Origin of the sequence: Streptomyces aculeolatus (assembly GCF_020400605.1) — a bacterium.
Classification (GTDB): domain Bacteria; phylum Actinomycetota; class Actinomycetes; order Streptomycetales; family Streptomycetaceae; genus Streptomyces; species Streptomyces aculeolatus.
On the sequence record NZ_JAINRD010000008.1, the window covers coordinates 46,289 to 60,661 of the forward strand.

Below are 14,373 nucleotides of genomic sequence, written 5' to 3' on the forward strand. Positions count from 1 at the left end.
CGGGTGACCTCCTGACCGTTGTACGCACCCCAGAACCGGAGGCCGCCATGCGCCGCTTCACCGCCATCGTCAATCCCGCCGCCGGCCGGGCCGCCGGGGCGGCGGCGCTCATTCCGCTCGCCCGGGCGCTGCGGGGCGCGGGGGCGCAGGTCGAGGCGGAGTACAGCCGCGGGTTCGGGCACGCCGCCGAACTCGCCCGGCGCGCCGCCGAGTCGGGCCGTACCTTGCTCGCGGTCGGCGGCGACGGGATGGCCGGGACCGTGGCCGGGGCGCTCGCGGGGACCGACGCGGTGTGCGGGCTGGTGCCCGGGGCGGTCGGGCGCAACGCCGTCGCGCGGGCGCTGGGGCTGCCGCGGGGGTCCGAGGAGCTGGCGGAGCTGCTGCTGCGCGGCGAGCCGCGGCCGGTGGACGTGCTGCGGGTCGAGGGCGCCGAGCGGCCCCCGGACGTGGCTCTCGGCGCGGTGTGGATCGGCGCCGGCGCGGCCCGCACGGCGCCCGGCCGCACGCTGGCCGCGCGGCGCTCGGCGCTCTTCCGGATCACGGTGGACGGCACGCCGTACGAGTTGCGCGGCCACACCGCCGTCGTCGCCAACGCCCCCTGCCCCGGCGCTCCGGCGCCCTCCGCCGCCGCTCCCGGGATCCGGCTCGACGACGGCGCGCTGGACGTCGCCGTGCTCGGCGGCGGCCCGGGGCGGCGGACGCGGCCGCGCGGCGAGCCGCTGCGCGGGCAGAGCGTGCTGGTCGAGGCCGACCGCCCGCTGCCGTACACGCTCGACGGCATCCCCGCGCCCGCCCTGCCGCTGACCGCGCACGTGCTGCCGGCGGCGCTGCGGGTGCTGCGGTGACGGCCGGGCCCCCGGCACCGTGCGGTGCCGGGGGCCCGGGTCGTACGTCGTGCGTCATGCGTCGTGCGTGCTGCGCGGTGCTCCGGTGCGTGGACCGCTCCGGTTACGGGATGGTGGCCCCGTACTCGTCGAGGGCCGCGACCACCGGCTCGAAGAACGTCTCGCCGCCGTTGGTGCAGTCACCGCTGCCGCCCGAGGTCAGGCCGAGCGCGTCACTGCCCGCGAAGAGCGAGCCGCCGCTGTCGCCGGGCTCGGCGCAGACGTCGGTCTGGATCAGACCGTCGACCGTGCCCTCCGGGTACGTCACCGACACGTCGAGCGCGACGACGGTGCCGTCGTGGAGCTGCGTGGTGCTGCCGCTGCGCTGCACGGTCTCGCCGACCGTGGCCTCACGCGCGCCGGTGATCTCCTGGGCGCTGCCGTCGTAGGTGTTGACCTCGCTCGGGTGCTCGACGTCCGCCGTGTACTTGACCAGCGCGCGGTCGTTGCCCGGGAAGGTCGCGCCCTCGGCCTCGCCGATGACGGGCCCGCCCGAGGTCTCCGACCAGGAGCTGCCGCCGAGCTCGACGCAGTGACCGGCGGTCAGGAAGTACGGCTCCCCGCCCTTGGTCACGTTGAAGCCGAGCGAGCAGCGGGAGCCGCCGGTGTAGATGGCGTCGCCGCCGGAGATGTACGGCTTGAACGTGCCCTCGCTGCGCTTGAGCACGGCCTTGCCGTCCTGCGCCGCGACCTCCTTCTTCAGCTGGGCCAGTGCGGCGCCCTTGACCGTGCTGTCGGCGGTGACGACGACCTGGTTGGTGACCGGGTCGAGTGCGCGCGACGTGCCGGCGGTGGCGCCCTGGGTGAGGTCCGCCTTCGCGGCCCTGAGCTCCTTCGTGGTGTTGTCGACGGTACGGGCCCGCGCGCCGGCCGCCTCTGCCTGCTCGGCTGCCTCGTCGTTCACGACGTTGACGACGAGTTCCTTCGCCTGGGCGTCGTAGTACGCCCCTGCGGCCCCGCCCTTGAGGTCCTGGACGAGGGTGCCGGCGAGTTCGCTCGCCGCGGTCGACGACAGCGTGTCGGCGACGGGCTCACTCGGGGTGGCGTTGGCGGTGGCGAGCGTCAGACTGCCGGCGATCAGCGCGGCAGCGCCGACGCCCGCGATGGCGTACCGGCTCTTGGATATGGCTCGATACCTCAACGTGCTGCCTCCTATGGGGGGTTGGATCCGCCCGGTGACGGGTGGACTCTGGAGGATTTAGTTGGACATGCGCATGCCAAGCAGCGAACGGATTTATCACTGCCAGACAACTCGCCGAGTATGACTAACCCGTGAGTAGCACACAAGGCCACGCCCCTTGTGTGCCAGATCACTTGAGGCCGGGGCAACAGAACGCGTCCAAGTGCTCATCCCCGGGGACGCCCGCGGGAGGCTCCGACGGGCCCCGGCACAGGCGCCGTTGCCGGGCGCACACAGGGCGCGCGGTCCGCACCGTGCTCCCCCGCGGACTCCGGAGCCCCGGCGGCGACGGCGGGAGACGGCGCCCGACCGGCGCGCCCCGACCCGTACCGCCGGGTGCGCCCCCTCGCCCGCGCCGGGCGCGGTGTGCAAGCCTCGGGGTCATGAGAAAGCTGGTGGCAGGGGTGGACGGCTCGGACGCGAGCCTCGCGGCGCTCGACTGGGCGGCGGCCGAGGCGGTGCGGCACGGCGCGGAGCTGCGGATCGTGTACGCGCCGCTGTGGGAGCCGTACGAGCGCACGTGGCCGGAGTTCACCGCCGACCGGCCGCGGGGCCGGAGCGTGGCGGAGCACGTCCTCGCGACCGCGGGCGAGCGCGCCCGCGCGCAGGCGCGGGGAGTGGCCGTCGAGGCGGAGCTGCTCTCCGGCGACCCGGTGCCGGCGCTGCTGCGCGAGGCGGACAAGGGCACGGTGCTGGTCGTCGGCGACCGGGGCCGCGGCGGGCACGACGCGCTGCCGCTGGGCTCCGTGGCGCTGACGGTGGCGGCGCGGGCGGCCTGCCCGGTGGTGGTGGTACGGGGCGAAGAGGCGGCGCGGCGCGGCGAGTTCGGCCGGGTCGTCCTCGGCACCGGGAACGACGGGGCGGAGCCGGCGGCGGTGGACTTCGCGTTCCGGGCGGCGCAGGCCCGCGGCTGCGCGGTGACGGCGGTGCACTCCTGGCGCTCGCCGGAGCGGGGCGTGGCGACGCACGCGCACACCCTGGGCGGGGCGCCGGACCCGCGGATGCGGGAGGCCGAGTGGGCGCTGGGCCGCGCGGTGCGCGCGGCGGTGGAGCGGCACCCGGACGTCCCGCTGGAGCGGCAGTCGCCGGAGGGCCTGCCGCGCGACACGCTGCTGGCCGCGGCCGCCGGGGCGGACCTGGTGGTCCTCGGCGCCCGCCGCACCCCGCTCGTGGACGCGACGGCGGGCGCGGGGGCGACGGGTATACAGCTGGGCCCGGTCAGCCACGGGGTGCTGCACCTGGCACCGTGCCCCGTCGCGGTGATCAGGGAGAACTAGGCTCTGCCGTTTGGATCTTCGCCGGGCTCGCGGCGGCTGGACCCAAACGACAGACCCTGGAGTGGCCAGAGCGGTCCCCCCGTGTCCGACCCCCTTCGTAGGGTGGCGGCATGGTGATCACTACCGCGCACCGCCGCGCCCGGCTCGCACGGCGGCAGCTGCTCGTCGGCTCCGCCCGCGGCACCCGGCCCGAGGAGGTCGCCGAGGCGCTCGCGGGGCTGCACGCGACCGACTCGCCGACCGTCGCGCTGTCCGCGCGTGCCCGGCTGCGCGAGCCGTCGCTCGCCGCGCTGGACCGTGCACTGTATGAAGAGGTGTCGCTGCAGCGGATGCACGCCATGCGGCGCACGCTGTGGGTGGTGCCCACGGACCTCGTGCCCGTGTTCCGCTTCGCCGTCGCCGAGACCGTCGCCGCGCGCGAGCGCGCGCTGCTGCTGAAGCAGCTCGCCACCGCCGGGCCGCAGTACGACGACGCATGGCTGGCCGCCGCGCAGGACCGCGCGCTGGCCGCGCTCGCGGAGCTGGGCGAGGCGAGCGCGGCCGAGGTCACGGCGGCGGTGCCGGAGCTGGGGGTGACGTACACCCTCTATCCGGGGAAGTCGTACGAGTCGCGCCACCGGGCCGGCAGCGGGGTCATGCGGGTGCTGGGCATGGAGGGCCGGATCCGGCGCACCAGGCCGCTCGGCGGCTGGACGTCGGGGCAGTTCCGCTTCGCGGTGGCACCGCCGGTGGCGCCGGTGGAGCCGGCGCGGGCGCGCGCGGAGCTGGTGCGGCGCTGGCTGGCGGCGTTCGGCCCGGGCACGCTCGCGGACGTCAAGTGGTGGACCGGGCTGCCGCTGGGCCAGGTCCGCGCCGCGCTGGCGGAGCTGGCGGCGGCGGAGGTGGCGCTCGACGGGGGCGTCGGGTACGTACTGCCGGACGATCTCGTTGAGGACCCGGACCCGGGCCCGTGGGCGGCGCTGCTGCCCGGCCTCGACCCGGCCACGATGGGCTGGCGCGACCGCGACTGGTACACGGACCCGGCCCACCGCACCCGGCTCTTCGACAGCGCCGGGAACGCCGGGCCCACCGTCTGGTGGCGGGGCGAGATCGTCGGGGCCTGGGCGCAGCGCCGTGACGGCGCCGTCGTGCACCGGCTGCTGGCGGACCGCGGGGCCGAGGCCCGGCGGGCCGTCGCGGAGGAGGCGGAGCGGCTGGAGGGCTGGCTCGCGGCCGAGGGGCTCGTGGTCAGCTTCCCGGCGCCCATGAGCAAGGAGCTGACCGGCTGATGCGCCGCTCCGGGCACCCCCTTCACCGAGGGTGCGGACAGGTAAAGGACAAGCAATGTCCGTTTTGTCAGTAGAAGTCTGTTTCCACTTGTGACCTCGGGCACATGGGCTGCGTCACATACGAAGCGCGGTCGTACGTCGCCCCCGGCGCGGGGAGGCTTGGACGCCCCAGCGGAGGGGCGGCCCCGGCGGCTTGTCGCACTATGCGCGGTAGTAACTGGGGTGCGTGCATTCCCGGTTTATGTCCGTTAAAACTTCCCGAGTCGCTCGGTTTTGCCGACTCCGGCGGCCGTCCCCCTCCGGCACACGGAAATGAGAACCGCTCACATGTCTGCTTCCGCCATTCAGCGCCCCGCGCTCCCCGCCCGTCGACGACTGCTGGCCGCAGGCGGCTGGGCCGCCGCGGCCGTAGCCCTCACCGTCGCGATAGCCCCGCAGGCCGCCGCCGAACCGCGCAGCGCCGCCCCCGCGGCCCCCGTCGCCGCGCCCGCGACGGTCGGCACGACCCTGGACGAGTGGATCAACGAGGCGCTCGTCGTCATGGAGCGCAACGGCATCCCCGGCACGTACGACGGGATCCACCGCAACATCCTGCGGGAGTCCAGCGGCAACCCGCACGCCATCAACAACTGGGACATCAACGCCGTCAACGGCGTCCCCTCGCAGGGCCTGCTCCAGGTGATCCCGCCCACGTTCGCCGCCTACCACGTGGCCGGCACCTCGACGAACATCACCGACCCGGTCGCCAACATCGTCGCCGCGTGCAACTACGCCGCCGACAGGTACGGCACGATCGACAACGTCTTCGGCGCCTACTGAGCCCGCCGCGCTCCGTCCCCCTCGCGGCCTTCCCCGCGCGCACGTGAGCCCCGGGACCCCGCCGTCCGGCACTCTCTCTCCCCCCGCCGGACGACGGGGTCCCGGCCTGCCGTGCGCCCGTCACACCCGCGACCGGAATTCACCCCTCCGTTAGTCCGCCCCGTCTTCGCCGGGTTCCCGCCCCAGGTCAGAAGGCCCGCAGCGGCCGGCGCCCGGCCGTCTCGCGGCGGCATCCACCCCTCCGCATGGCTTAGCGTTGGCCCGTGCACAACAGGGAACCCACGCAGGTGATGCGCTGCTGGACGGTGGCGGCCGCCGTGGTCGCCGTCGTCTCCGGCGGCGTCGGCGCGTGGGCGTACGCCGGGACCGGCGCCACCGGCGCCGACCTCCTGCGCGACCTCGCCGTCGGCTGGGCCTACGCGGGCGCCGGGCTGGCCGCCTGGTGGCGGCGCCCCGCCAACGCGACCGGGGCGCTCATGACCGCCGTGGGCGTCACCTGGTTCCTCGGCAACCTGCAGGGCACCACCGTCCCGGCGCTCTTCGCCGTCGGCGCCTGGTGGGAGGGCCTGAACATCGCCGTCCTCGCCCACCTCGTCCTCGCCTACCCCGACGGCCGCACCGACTCCCCCGCGGCCCGCCGCCTGGTGCTCCTCGGCTACGGCCTGGTGGCCACCGGCGGCCTGCTGCGGACCCTGGCCTTCGACCCTGCGGCCCACCCCGGCGGCTCCTACCTCGCCTGCCGCGACTGCGGCCCGAACCCGCTCTTCACCGCCTCGCTCGGCGACCTCTTCCCCACCTTCGACGCCGGCTACCGCGCCATCGGCTGGGCCGTCTCGCTCGCCGTGGTGGCCGCGGTCGTACGGCGCTGGCGGCGCGCCTCCGTCGCCCGCCGCCGCGCGCTGCTGCCCGCCTGGCTCGCGGTCGTCGTCGCCACGTCCTTCCTGCTGTGGGACGTGCTCGTGGTGCTCGTGCCCGCCGGCGAGCCGGTCGAGGGCGCCGTGGGCGTGTTCTCGGACGTGGCCCAGACCGCGGTGCCGCTCGCCTTCCTCGTCGGGCTGCTGCGCATGCGGCTGCAGCGCGCGGAGGTCGGCGGGCTGGTGATGGAGGTCGGCGGCGACCCGGACCCGGGCCGGCTGCGCGAGGCGCTGGTGCCGGTGCTCGGCGACCCGGGGCTGCGGCTCGGGGTGTGGCGGCCGGAGGCCCGCGCGTACGTGGACGCCGCGGGCGAGCCCGTCGAGGAGGCGGCGGCGGGCAGCACCCGGATCGACGCGGCCGGCGGCGCCCCGCTGGCGCTGCTGCGCCACGACCCGGCGGTGGCGGAGGACGAGGAACTGCTGCGCTCCGCGGTGGCCGCGCTGCGGCTCGCGCTGGAGAACGTCTGGCTCCAGGCCGAGGCCCGGGCGGCGGGCGCCCGCGTCGTCGAGGCCGCGGACAGCGAGCGCCGGCGGCTGGAGCGGGACCTGCACGACGGGGCGCAGGCGCGGCTGGTCTTCGCGCTGATGACGCTGCGCCGGGTGGAGAAGGGCCTGGCCGACCACCCCGACGAGGAGCTGCGCCGGTCCGTCGGCGAGGTGGAGCGGAGCCTGCGGCTGGCCGTCGAGGAGCTGCGCGGCCTCGCGCACGGCATCCACCCGGCGGTGCTGACCCGCGAGGGCCTGGCCTCCGCGCTGCGGGAGCTGGCCGGGCGGGCGGAGCTGCCGGTGGTGGTGGCCGCGGAGGACCGGCGCTTCGCGCCGCACGTCGAGGCCACCGCGTACTTCACGGTCAGCGAGGCGCTGGCGAACTCCGCCAAGCACGCCCGCGCCCGGGCCGTCAGCGTCAGCGCCCGCCACCGCGACGGCCGGCTGGTCGTGGAGGCCGTGGACGACGGCGTCGGCGGCGCCCGGCACGACCACCTCGGCGGCGGGCTGCGCGGGCTGGCCGACCGGGTCTCGGCGGTGGGCGGGGTGCTCACGGTGCACAGCCCGCCGGGCGGAGGCACGCGCGTGGTCGCGGAGCTGCCGTGCGAGTGATCGTCGCCGAGGACTCCGCCATCCTGCGCGAGGGCATCGTGCGGCTGCTGGGGGACGCGGGCATCGCGGTCCCCGCGCAGTGCGGCGACGCGGACCCGCTGCTCGCCCTGGTCGAGCGGCACCGCCCGGACGCCGTGCTGCTCGACATCCGGATGCCGCCGACGCACACCGACGAGGGGCTGCGGGCCGCGGCGGCGATCCGCTCCCGGCACCCGGGCACGGGGGTGCTGCTGCTGTCGCAGTACGTCGAGACCGGCGCGGTCGTGCGCGCGCTCACCGAGGACCCGCGGGGCTTCGGCTATCTGCTGAAGGAGCGGGTCGCCGACGCGGACGAACTGGCCGGCGCGCTGCGCCGGGTGGCCGCCGGCCAGAGCGTCGTGGACCCGCGGGTGGTCACGCACCTCATGCGGTCGCCGCGCGCGGCCGGGCCGCTGGCCGGGCTGACGGCCCGGGAGCGGGACGTCCTGGCGCTGATGGCGGAGGGGCGGTCCAACGAGGCCATCGCACGGGACCTGGTGATCGGCGGCAAGACCGTCGAGACGCACGTGCGGAACATCTTCACCAAGCTGGACCTGGACGCGGACGTCGCGGGGCACCGCCGGGTGCTCGCCGTCCTGACCTATCTGCGCGGCTGAACGCCCCCGCCGGGGCAGGCCGCACCCCCGCGGCGGCAGCCCCGGACCGGCGGCGCACCCGGCCGCGTACGCCCGCGCCGCAGCGCCGCGCACAGGCCGCGGTGCCGGCCGCCGCTCCGCGGCGATCCCCCACGCGCGCCCCCGTCGTCCCCCGCGCATCCCCGCGCGCCCGCCGCGGAGCGGAGCCGGTGCGGACCACCGTAGCCGCGCGCCGGGGACCCGGCCTCAGGGCTGACCCTGAACTTCCGCCTCCGCAACGCGGCACCCCCGCGCGGCCGCAACCGGGACAGGACCGTCCGCTTCCTCCGGCCGCGGGGCCAACTCCCCCACCGGATACGGCAGGATGGCGGGCACGCCGGATCGCACAGGCGTCCGGACGTGCACCCGTTCCCGAACGAAGACAGGTATCAAGGTGAACCGAGCCCTCACTCTGCACGATCTGGTCGTCGCCGGCTGCGCGATCCTCGGCGGCATCGGCGCCGGCCTGCTGCTGCGCGTGCTGCTGGGCTGGCTGGGCAAGGGCGCGACGCGGACGAGCTGGGCCGGCGACGACATCCTCGTCGGCGCCCTGCGCACGATGGCCCCCTGGGGCGCGCTGGCCGGCGGCGTGTCGATCGCCGCCGCCTCGCTGCCGCTGAAGCGCCCGGTCGAGCACACCGTGGACCAGATCGTGGTGGCGGTGCTCATCCTGACGGTCACCGTCGCCGCCGCCCGCGTCGTCGCGCAGCTCATGGGGGTCCGCTCGCAGGGCGTGGGCTCGGCCACGATCCTGGTGAACATCACGCGCATCGCCGTGCTGGCCATCGGGCTGCTGATCCTGCTGGAGACCCTGGGCATCTCCATCGCCCCGCTGCTCACCGCGCTCGGCGTCGGCGGCCTGGCGGTCGCGCTGGCGCTGCAGGACACGCTCGCCAACCTCTTCGCCGGGGTGCACATCCTGGCGTCCAAGACGGTGCAGGTCGGCGACTACATCCGGCTCAGCAGCGGCGAGGAGGGCTACGTCACCGACATCAACTGGCGCAACACCGTGATCCGCACCCAGTCGGACAACCTCGTCGTCATCCCCAACGACCAGCTCGCCAGCACCATCATGACGAACTACCACCGCCCCGAGCAGGAGTTGTCCATCGTCGTCCAGGCGGGCGTGGCGCTCTCCAGCGACCTCGACCTGGTCGAGCGGGTGACGGTCGAGGTGGCGCAGGAGGTCATGGCGGCGGTCGAGGGCGGCGTGCCGGAGCACGACCCGGTCGTCCGCTTCCACACCTTCGGCGACTCCCGCGCCGGCTTCTCCGTGGTCCTGCGCGCCGTCGAGTTCAGCGACCAGTTCCGGATCAAGCACGAGTTCATCAAGCGGCTGCAACTGCGCTACCGGGAAGAGGGCATCGAGATCGCCCACCCGGTCCGCAACGTCGTCCTGCACCACCAGGACGCCCCGGCGCTGCTGCCGCGCCAGCGCGGGGCGTCGGACGTCCCCGCCGCGGGCAAGACCCTCGGCTGAACCGCGGCGTCCGCGGCGCCGCCACCCCTGCCTCCGTACGGCCCCGCCCGGTGATCCCTCCCCGCCCGGCGGGGCCGAACCGTCCGCACTCGAGCCCTAGTTTGCTCTTTTCAAAGACAAAGTGGCGCCGATTCTGGTCGTAGGCATTGGCGTTGCGTCGAAAGAGGTCTAATCTCCAACCGGCCGCCGTCACATGTCGGGACGTGACCGGCGGGGGGACCTGAAGCCGCGCACGAGCCGCAGCGCGCGGGCCGATCAAGGACGGCGCGAACGGGCCGACCACCCAGGAGCGTGTCCAGCCGCCTTGTCGTCCAGCCCCTGGGAGGGGAAATGCTACGAAGACTGGCCCTGTTCGCCGCCGGCGCGGTAAGCGCCGCGCTGCTGGTCGCGCCCGGCGCGACCGCGGCGGCGCCGGACGCCGCCGAGCAGCCGCCGCCTGACTCCGCCTTCGAGAAGATCACACTCAACGACCGCCCGGGCGAGCCGCTCGACCTCGCCGTCCTGCCGGACAAGCGGGTCCTGCACGTGACCCGCGCCGGCAAGGTCTGGCTCAACGACCCGGACAGCGGCGTGAACAAGCTGGCCGCGGAACTCGACGTGTACCAGCACGACGAGGAGGGCCTGCAGAACGTCGCCATCGACCCCGACTTCCGCAAGAACAAGTGGGTCTACCTCTACTACTCGCCCCCGCTGGACACCCCGGTCGACGACCCCGACACGCCCGTCAACGAGGGCGACGCGCCCTTCGAGGGCACGCAGGAGGACTGGGACCGCTACAAGGGCTACCTGCAGCTCTCCCGGTACAAGCTCAAGGGCGACACCCTCGACCTCGCCACCGAGCAGAAGATCCTCCAGGTCCCGGTCGACCGCGGCATCTGCTGCCACGTCGGCGGCGACATCGCCTTCGACTCGAACGACAACCTGTACCTGACCACCGGTGACGACACCAACCCGTTCGAGTCGGACGGCTTCACGCCGATCGACGAACGGGACGGGCGCAACCCGGCGTTCGACGCCCAGCGGACCTCCGGGAACACCAACGACCTGCGCGGCAAGGTGCTGCGCATCAAGGTCCGCGGCGACGGCTCGTACGCGATACCCAGGGGCAACCTCTTCAAGCCGGGGACGGAGAAGACCCGGCCGGAGATCTACGCCATGGGCCTGCGCAACCCGTACCGGATGGAGATCGACCCGCAGACCGACGACGTCTACGTGGCCGACTACTCCCCCGACGCCCGCGCCGCCAGCGACTCCCGCGGCCCCGCCGGGCAGGGCAAGTGGCTGGTGCTCGACGAGCCGGCCAACTACGGCTGGCCGTACTGCGCCACCGCGAAGATGCCGTACAACGACCACGACTTCGCCACCGGGACCTCCGGTGAGCCCTTCGACTGCGCCGAGCCGGTGAACACCTCGCCGCACAACACCGGCCGCACCGAGCTGCCCGAGGTGGAGCAGCCGGAGGTCTGGTACTCCTACGGCCAGTCCGCCGAGTTCCCGGGCCTGGGCACCGGCGGCATCGCCCCGATGGCCGGTCCGGCGTACGAGTACGAGCGGTCGACCGAGGTGCGCAACCGGGCCGTGGCCTGGCCGCGGTACTACGACGGGACGCCGCTGTTCGCCGAGTGGGGCCGGGACTACATCAAGGAGTTCAGGCTCGACCGCTCCGGCGCCGTGGAAGCGATCAACCCGGTCGCCCAGGGGGTCGGGAAGCCGCCCGTCGACAACCCCATGGACCTGGAGTTCGGCCCGGACGGCGCCCTCTACGTCCTGGAGTACGGCGACGGCTACTTCTCGGAGAACCCGGACGCGCAGCTCTCCCGGATCGACTACATCGGCCGCACCGGCAACCACGCGCCGAAGCCCGAGCTGGCGGCCGCGCCGGTCAAGGGCCTCGCGCCCCTGACCGTCGAGTTCTCCGCGGAGGGCACCACGGACCCGGACGGTGACCAGGTGCGCTATGCCTGGGACTTCGACGGTGACGGCAGGACCGACTCCACCGACGTCAGCCCCTCGTACACGTACGAGGAGGACGGCACCCACAAGGCGGCCCTGAAGGTCACCGACAGCAGGGGCCGGGCGGCGTACAAGGACATCGACGTCACCGTGGGCAACCAGGCCCCGGTCGTGACCCTCGTCAAGCCCGTCGACGGCCAGGACTTCCACTTCGGCGACGCGGTGCAGTTCGAGGTCACGGTGACCGACGAGGCCGAGGTGGACTGCAGCAAGGTCCAGGTCCACTACATCGTGGGCCATGACGCCCACGGCCACCCGCAGAGCACCACCGCGGGCTGCAGCGGCACGATCCAGACCGAGCCCGTCGCGGGCCACGACCCCTCCGAGGGCAACGTCACCGGCGTGTTCGTCGCCGAGTACACCGACGGGGGCGGACTGACCGGCAGCGACCGGGCCGTCATGAAGGCCGTCGGCTGACGTTCCGGTACGACGCGGGGTGGCGTGCGCGCGTACGCCGCCCCGCGGTTCCCACCCCGTCCACACCCGAACTTCGCAGGAGAGACTCGACATGAGCAAGCCCAGCCTGCACCGCCGTGGATTCCTCCGGGCCGCCGCCGGCACCGCGGCCGGCACCGCCGCGATCGCCGCGGGCGCCGGGGCCCTCGCGGCCCCCGCCGCCGCCCGCGGCCGCGGCACCCTGGTCCCCCGCGGCCGCATCGGCCTCCAGCTCTACAGCGTCCGCGACCAGATCCAGCAGCGCGGCTTCACGCCGGTGCTGGGGGAGCTGGCCGACCTCGGCTACAAGTACGTCGAGTTCGCCGGCTACACCTCGCCGGCCGAGCCCGACATGACCGTACCCAAGCTGCGCCAGCTGCTCGACGCCAACGGCCTGCGGGCCGGCGGCTCCCACCTCGGGCTCGACGTGCTGCTCAACGCGGACACCCGGGAGCGGGAGTTCGAGAACGCGGTAACGCTCGGCATGGAGTACGTCGGCACGGCCAGCGACTTCCCCGGCCGTACCGCCGCCGAGATCCAGGCCGGCGCCGACCGCTTCAACGAATCCGGCGAGGTCGCCCGCAGCTACGGCCTGAAGGTCTACCAGCACAACCACACCAACGAGTTCGGCCCCGTCTCCGACCGGCCCGGCGAGCGGCGCCACGACGTGTTCCTGAAGGGCACCGACCCGCGGTACGTGTTCCTGGAGCTGGACATCCTGTGGGCGTTCGGCGCCTCGATCCGCTTCCGCGACCAGCTCGGCGAGTTCGACCCGCTGGACTACGTCAACGCCGCCCCGCAGCGCTACATCGCCTTCCACGTCAAGGACGGCGTGCAGGACCCGGCGCAGACGAACCAGTACCGCGACGTCGTCTTCGGCCAGGGCGAGCTGGACTTCCGCCGGTTCTTCAGCGGGCTTCGCGCGCCGGGGGTGCCGCTGTACCTGTGGGAGCAGGACCGCGCTCCGCAGGAGCCGCAGGGCTCGATCTGGGCGGCCGAGGAGAGTTACGGCGCGATACGCGCGCTGCGCCGCCGCCCGGGCTGCTGACCCCGGTCACCGCACACGCGCAGGCAGCAGACCACGGGACCTGCGCCGCCGTTGCCGGCGGCGCAGGTCCCGCGGTCGTTGCATTCCCGCGGCGGGCCGGCCGCGGGCTCCTCCCCCGCAACCGAAACAAGGAGGTGCCCGCCGACCGGTCCGTCGCGGGTGTTCAGGCGGCGTCGCTGCGGCCCGCGGCCGCCCGGGCGACGTCGCAGGACCAGGCGGGCGCGACGCCGGTGCGCCGGCAGACCAGCAGGTACAGCGGGATCGGCGGCGTGTACGGAACGCCGTCCGCCGGCCGGTGCACCAGCCGGGGTACGGCCATCGCCCCGCCCGTACCGGGGGCCGGGCCGGAGACGGCGGCGCCCGGGGCGTAGTCGACGCCGCGCGGCCACTGCAGGCCGAGGTCGGAGCCGGCCGGCACGATCCACCACCAGCGGCTGCCGTCGGCGAAGACACAGCCGACGCGGGGCAGTCGGGCCATGACGTCGTACCCGATACGCTCCGGCACGCCCACCGCGTCGCAGCCGAGCGGCGCGGCGCCCGCGCCCGGCACGGCCAGCCGGAGCCGGCCCGCGGGCTCGGTGCGCATCATCCGGCGGCTCGCTCGCCGGCCGCACGGCCGGACCCCGGACCGCCGGACCCGGAAGCACCGGACCCGGGACCGCCGAACGCGGAACGAGCAGCCCCGGAGCGGCCGGACAGCGTGCGCGGGGCGGCGGCTCCCCCGGCCTCCGACGCCTCCCGCAGCAGCTCCGCCCAGACCACCAGGCCCGGTCCTGGCCGGGCGTCGTACGCCCCCCAGCTGCTGCTCACCGCGGTGACGAGCAGGAGCCCCCGACCCTGCTCGTCCGCGGACGACCGCTGCACCCGCAGGCTTCCCGGCTCGGCACCCTGGTCGGTGACGGCCAGCCGCAGGCGGTCGGCGCTGCAGTGCAGCTCGCACCCTATGCGCCGACTCCCCGTGTGCAGCAGTGCGTTGGTCACCAGCTCCGAGAGGACGAGGGTGGCGCTGTCGCCGACCTCGCCCTCCACCCCCCAGCGGTGCAGCTGCTCGCGGGCCAGCCGGCGGGCCACCGTGACGGCGTCCGCCCGACCTGGCACCTCGAAACCGCACCGCGACGCATCCGCCCCCGAACGGACCCCCGGCAAGCCGGGGTCCCGTGTCACGACCCCCGTGCGATGCGGCTGTGTGGACTGGCTCACATCTCAAACTATGGCCCCGCCGCGACCACTTGGCAACCCGCACTGTGAATTTTTCAGAGTTGCGGTTGCACTGTGTCCGTCAAGCTCTGGGCGTGGCACACTGC

12 protein-coding genes are annotated in these 14,373 nt (G+C 74.7%); 9 read left to right on the top strand and 3 right to left on the bottom strand.

Annotated features, from left to right (window positions below; genetic code table 11):
• The first annotated feature begins 47 nt into the window (after window positions 1-47).
• Window positions 48-845 (top strand): diacylglycerol/lipid kinase family protein, encoded by a 798-nt coding sequence (locus LG396_RS15935; RefSeq protein WP_225795284.1) that lies wholly within the window; start codon window positions 48-50, stop codon window positions 843-845.
• A 103-nt stretch (window positions 846-948) separates the two neighbouring features.
• On the opposite strand, the gene LG396_RS15940 is transcribed toward LG396_RS15935, so the two are convergent.
• Window positions 949-2,025: a S1 family peptidase gene (locus LG396_RS15940; RefSeq protein WP_037742097.1), complete on the bottom strand. Its 1,077-nt coding sequence runs from the start codon at window positions 2,023-2,025 to the stop codon at window positions 949-951.
• A 422-nt stretch (window positions 2,026-2,447) separates the two neighbouring features.
• Here LG396_RS15940 and LG396_RS15945 point away from each other — a divergent pair, with 422 nt between their 5' ends.
• The 8 genes from LG396_RS15945 (at window position 2,448) to LG396_RS15980 (ending at window position 13,069) form a co-directional block, all read left to right on the top strand.
• Window positions 2,448-3,341, top strand: coding sequence for a universal stress protein (locus LG396_RS15945; RefSeq protein ID WP_078523957.1), 894 nt, complete (start codon window positions 2,448-2,450; stop codon window positions 3,339-3,341).
• 110 nt (window positions 3,342-3,451) lie between these two features.
• Window positions 3,452-4,609, top strand: coding sequence for a winged helix DNA-binding domain-containing protein (locus tag LG396_RS15950; RefSeq protein WP_225795285.1), 1,158 nt, complete (start codon window positions 3,452-3,454; stop codon window positions 4,607-4,609).
• Window positions 4,610-4,936: 327 nt separating this feature from the next.
• On the top strand, window positions 4,937-5,428 hold the full coding sequence (locus tag LG396_RS15955; RefSeq protein WP_018836674.1) for a transglycosylase SLT domain-containing protein: 492 nt from the start codon (window positions 4,937-4,939) through the stop codon (window positions 5,426-5,428).
• 263 nt (window positions 5,429-5,691) lie between these two features.
• Window positions 5,692-7,440 carry a sensor histidine kinase gene (locus LG396_RS15960; protein WP_225795286.1) on the top strand — a complete coding sequence of 583 codons (1,749 nt, stop codon included), beginning with the start codon at window positions 5,692-5,694 and terminating at the stop codon, window positions 7,438-7,440.
• The gene (locus LG396_RS15965) at window positions 7,437-8,075 is read left to right on the top strand and encodes a LuxR C-terminal-related transcriptional regulator (RefSeq protein WP_225795388.1); all 639 of its coding nucleotides are present in this window, start codon (window positions 7,437-7,439) and stop codon (window positions 8,073-8,075) included. The genes LG396_RS15960 and LG396_RS15965 overlap by 4 nt, the downstream gene beginning before the upstream one ends.
• 412 nt (window positions 8,076-8,487) lie before the next feature.
• On the top strand, window positions 8,488-9,573 hold the full coding sequence (locus LG396_RS15970) for a mechanosensitive ion channel family protein (protein WP_018836677.1): 1,086 nt from the start codon (window positions 8,488-8,490) through the stop codon (window positions 9,571-9,573).
• 330 nt (window positions 9,574-9,903) lie between these two features.
• The gene (locus LG396_RS15975; protein ID WP_225795287.1) at window positions 9,904-12,003 is read left to right on the top strand and encodes a PQQ-dependent sugar dehydrogenase; all 2,100 of its coding nucleotides are present in this window, start codon (window positions 9,904-9,906) and stop codon (window positions 12,001-12,003) included.
• A gap of 91 nt (window positions 12,004-12,094) precedes the next feature.
• A complete protein-coding gene (locus LG396_RS15980) occupies window positions 12,095-13,069 on the top strand; it encodes a sugar phosphate isomerase/epimerase family protein (protein WP_225795288.1) in 975 nt (324 codons plus the stop codon).
• 163 nt (window positions 13,070-13,232) lie between these two features.
• Here LG396_RS15980 and LG396_RS15985 read toward each other — a convergent pair whose 3' ends face one another.
• Together LG396_RS15985 and LG396_RS15990 are read right to left on the bottom strand one after the other, a co-directional pair.
• A complete protein-coding gene (locus LG396_RS15985; protein WP_018836680.1) occupies window positions 13,233-13,658 on the bottom strand; it encodes a hypothetical protein in 426 nt (141 codons plus the stop codon).
• Window positions 13,655-14,167: an ATP-binding protein gene (locus tag LG396_RS15990; protein ID WP_225795289.1), complete on the bottom strand. Its 513-nt coding sequence runs from the start codon at window positions 14,165-14,167 to the stop codon at window positions 13,655-13,657. The genes LG396_RS15985 and LG396_RS15990 overlap by 4 nt, the downstream gene beginning before the upstream one ends.
• Window positions 14,168-14,373 lie beyond the last annotated feature (206 nt).

Excerpts from the sequence above, each read along its gene's own strand:
- LG396_RS15955 (WP_018836674.1), top strand. The coding sequence starts at position 4,937 with ATGTCTGCTTCCGCCATTCAGCGCCCCGCGCTCCCCGCCCGTCGACGA.
- LG396_RS15935 (WP_225795284.1), top strand. The coding sequence starts at position 48 with ATGCGCCGCTTCACCGCCATCGTCAATCCCGCCGCCGGCCGGGCCGCC.
- LG396_RS15975 (WP_225795287.1), top strand. The coding sequence starts at position 9,904 with ATGCTACGAAGACTGGCCCTGTTCGCCGCCGGCGCGGTAAGCGCCGCG.
- LG396_RS15945 (WP_078523957.1), top strand. The coding sequence starts at position 2,448 with ATGAGAAAGCTGGTGGCAGGGGTGGACGGCTCGGACGCGAGCCTCGCG.
- LG396_RS15985 (WP_018836680.1), bottom strand. The coding sequence starts at position 13,658 with ATGATGCGCACCGAGCCCGCGGGCCGGCTCCGGCTGGCCGTGCCGGGC.
- LG396_RS15950 (WP_225795285.1), top strand. The coding sequence starts at position 3,452 with ATGGTGATCACTACCGCGCACCGCCGCGCCCGGCTCGCACGGCGGCAG.
- LG396_RS15980 (WP_225795288.1), top strand. The coding sequence starts at position 12,095 with ATGAGCAAGCCCAGCCTGCACCGCCGTGGATTCCTCCGGGCCGCCGCC.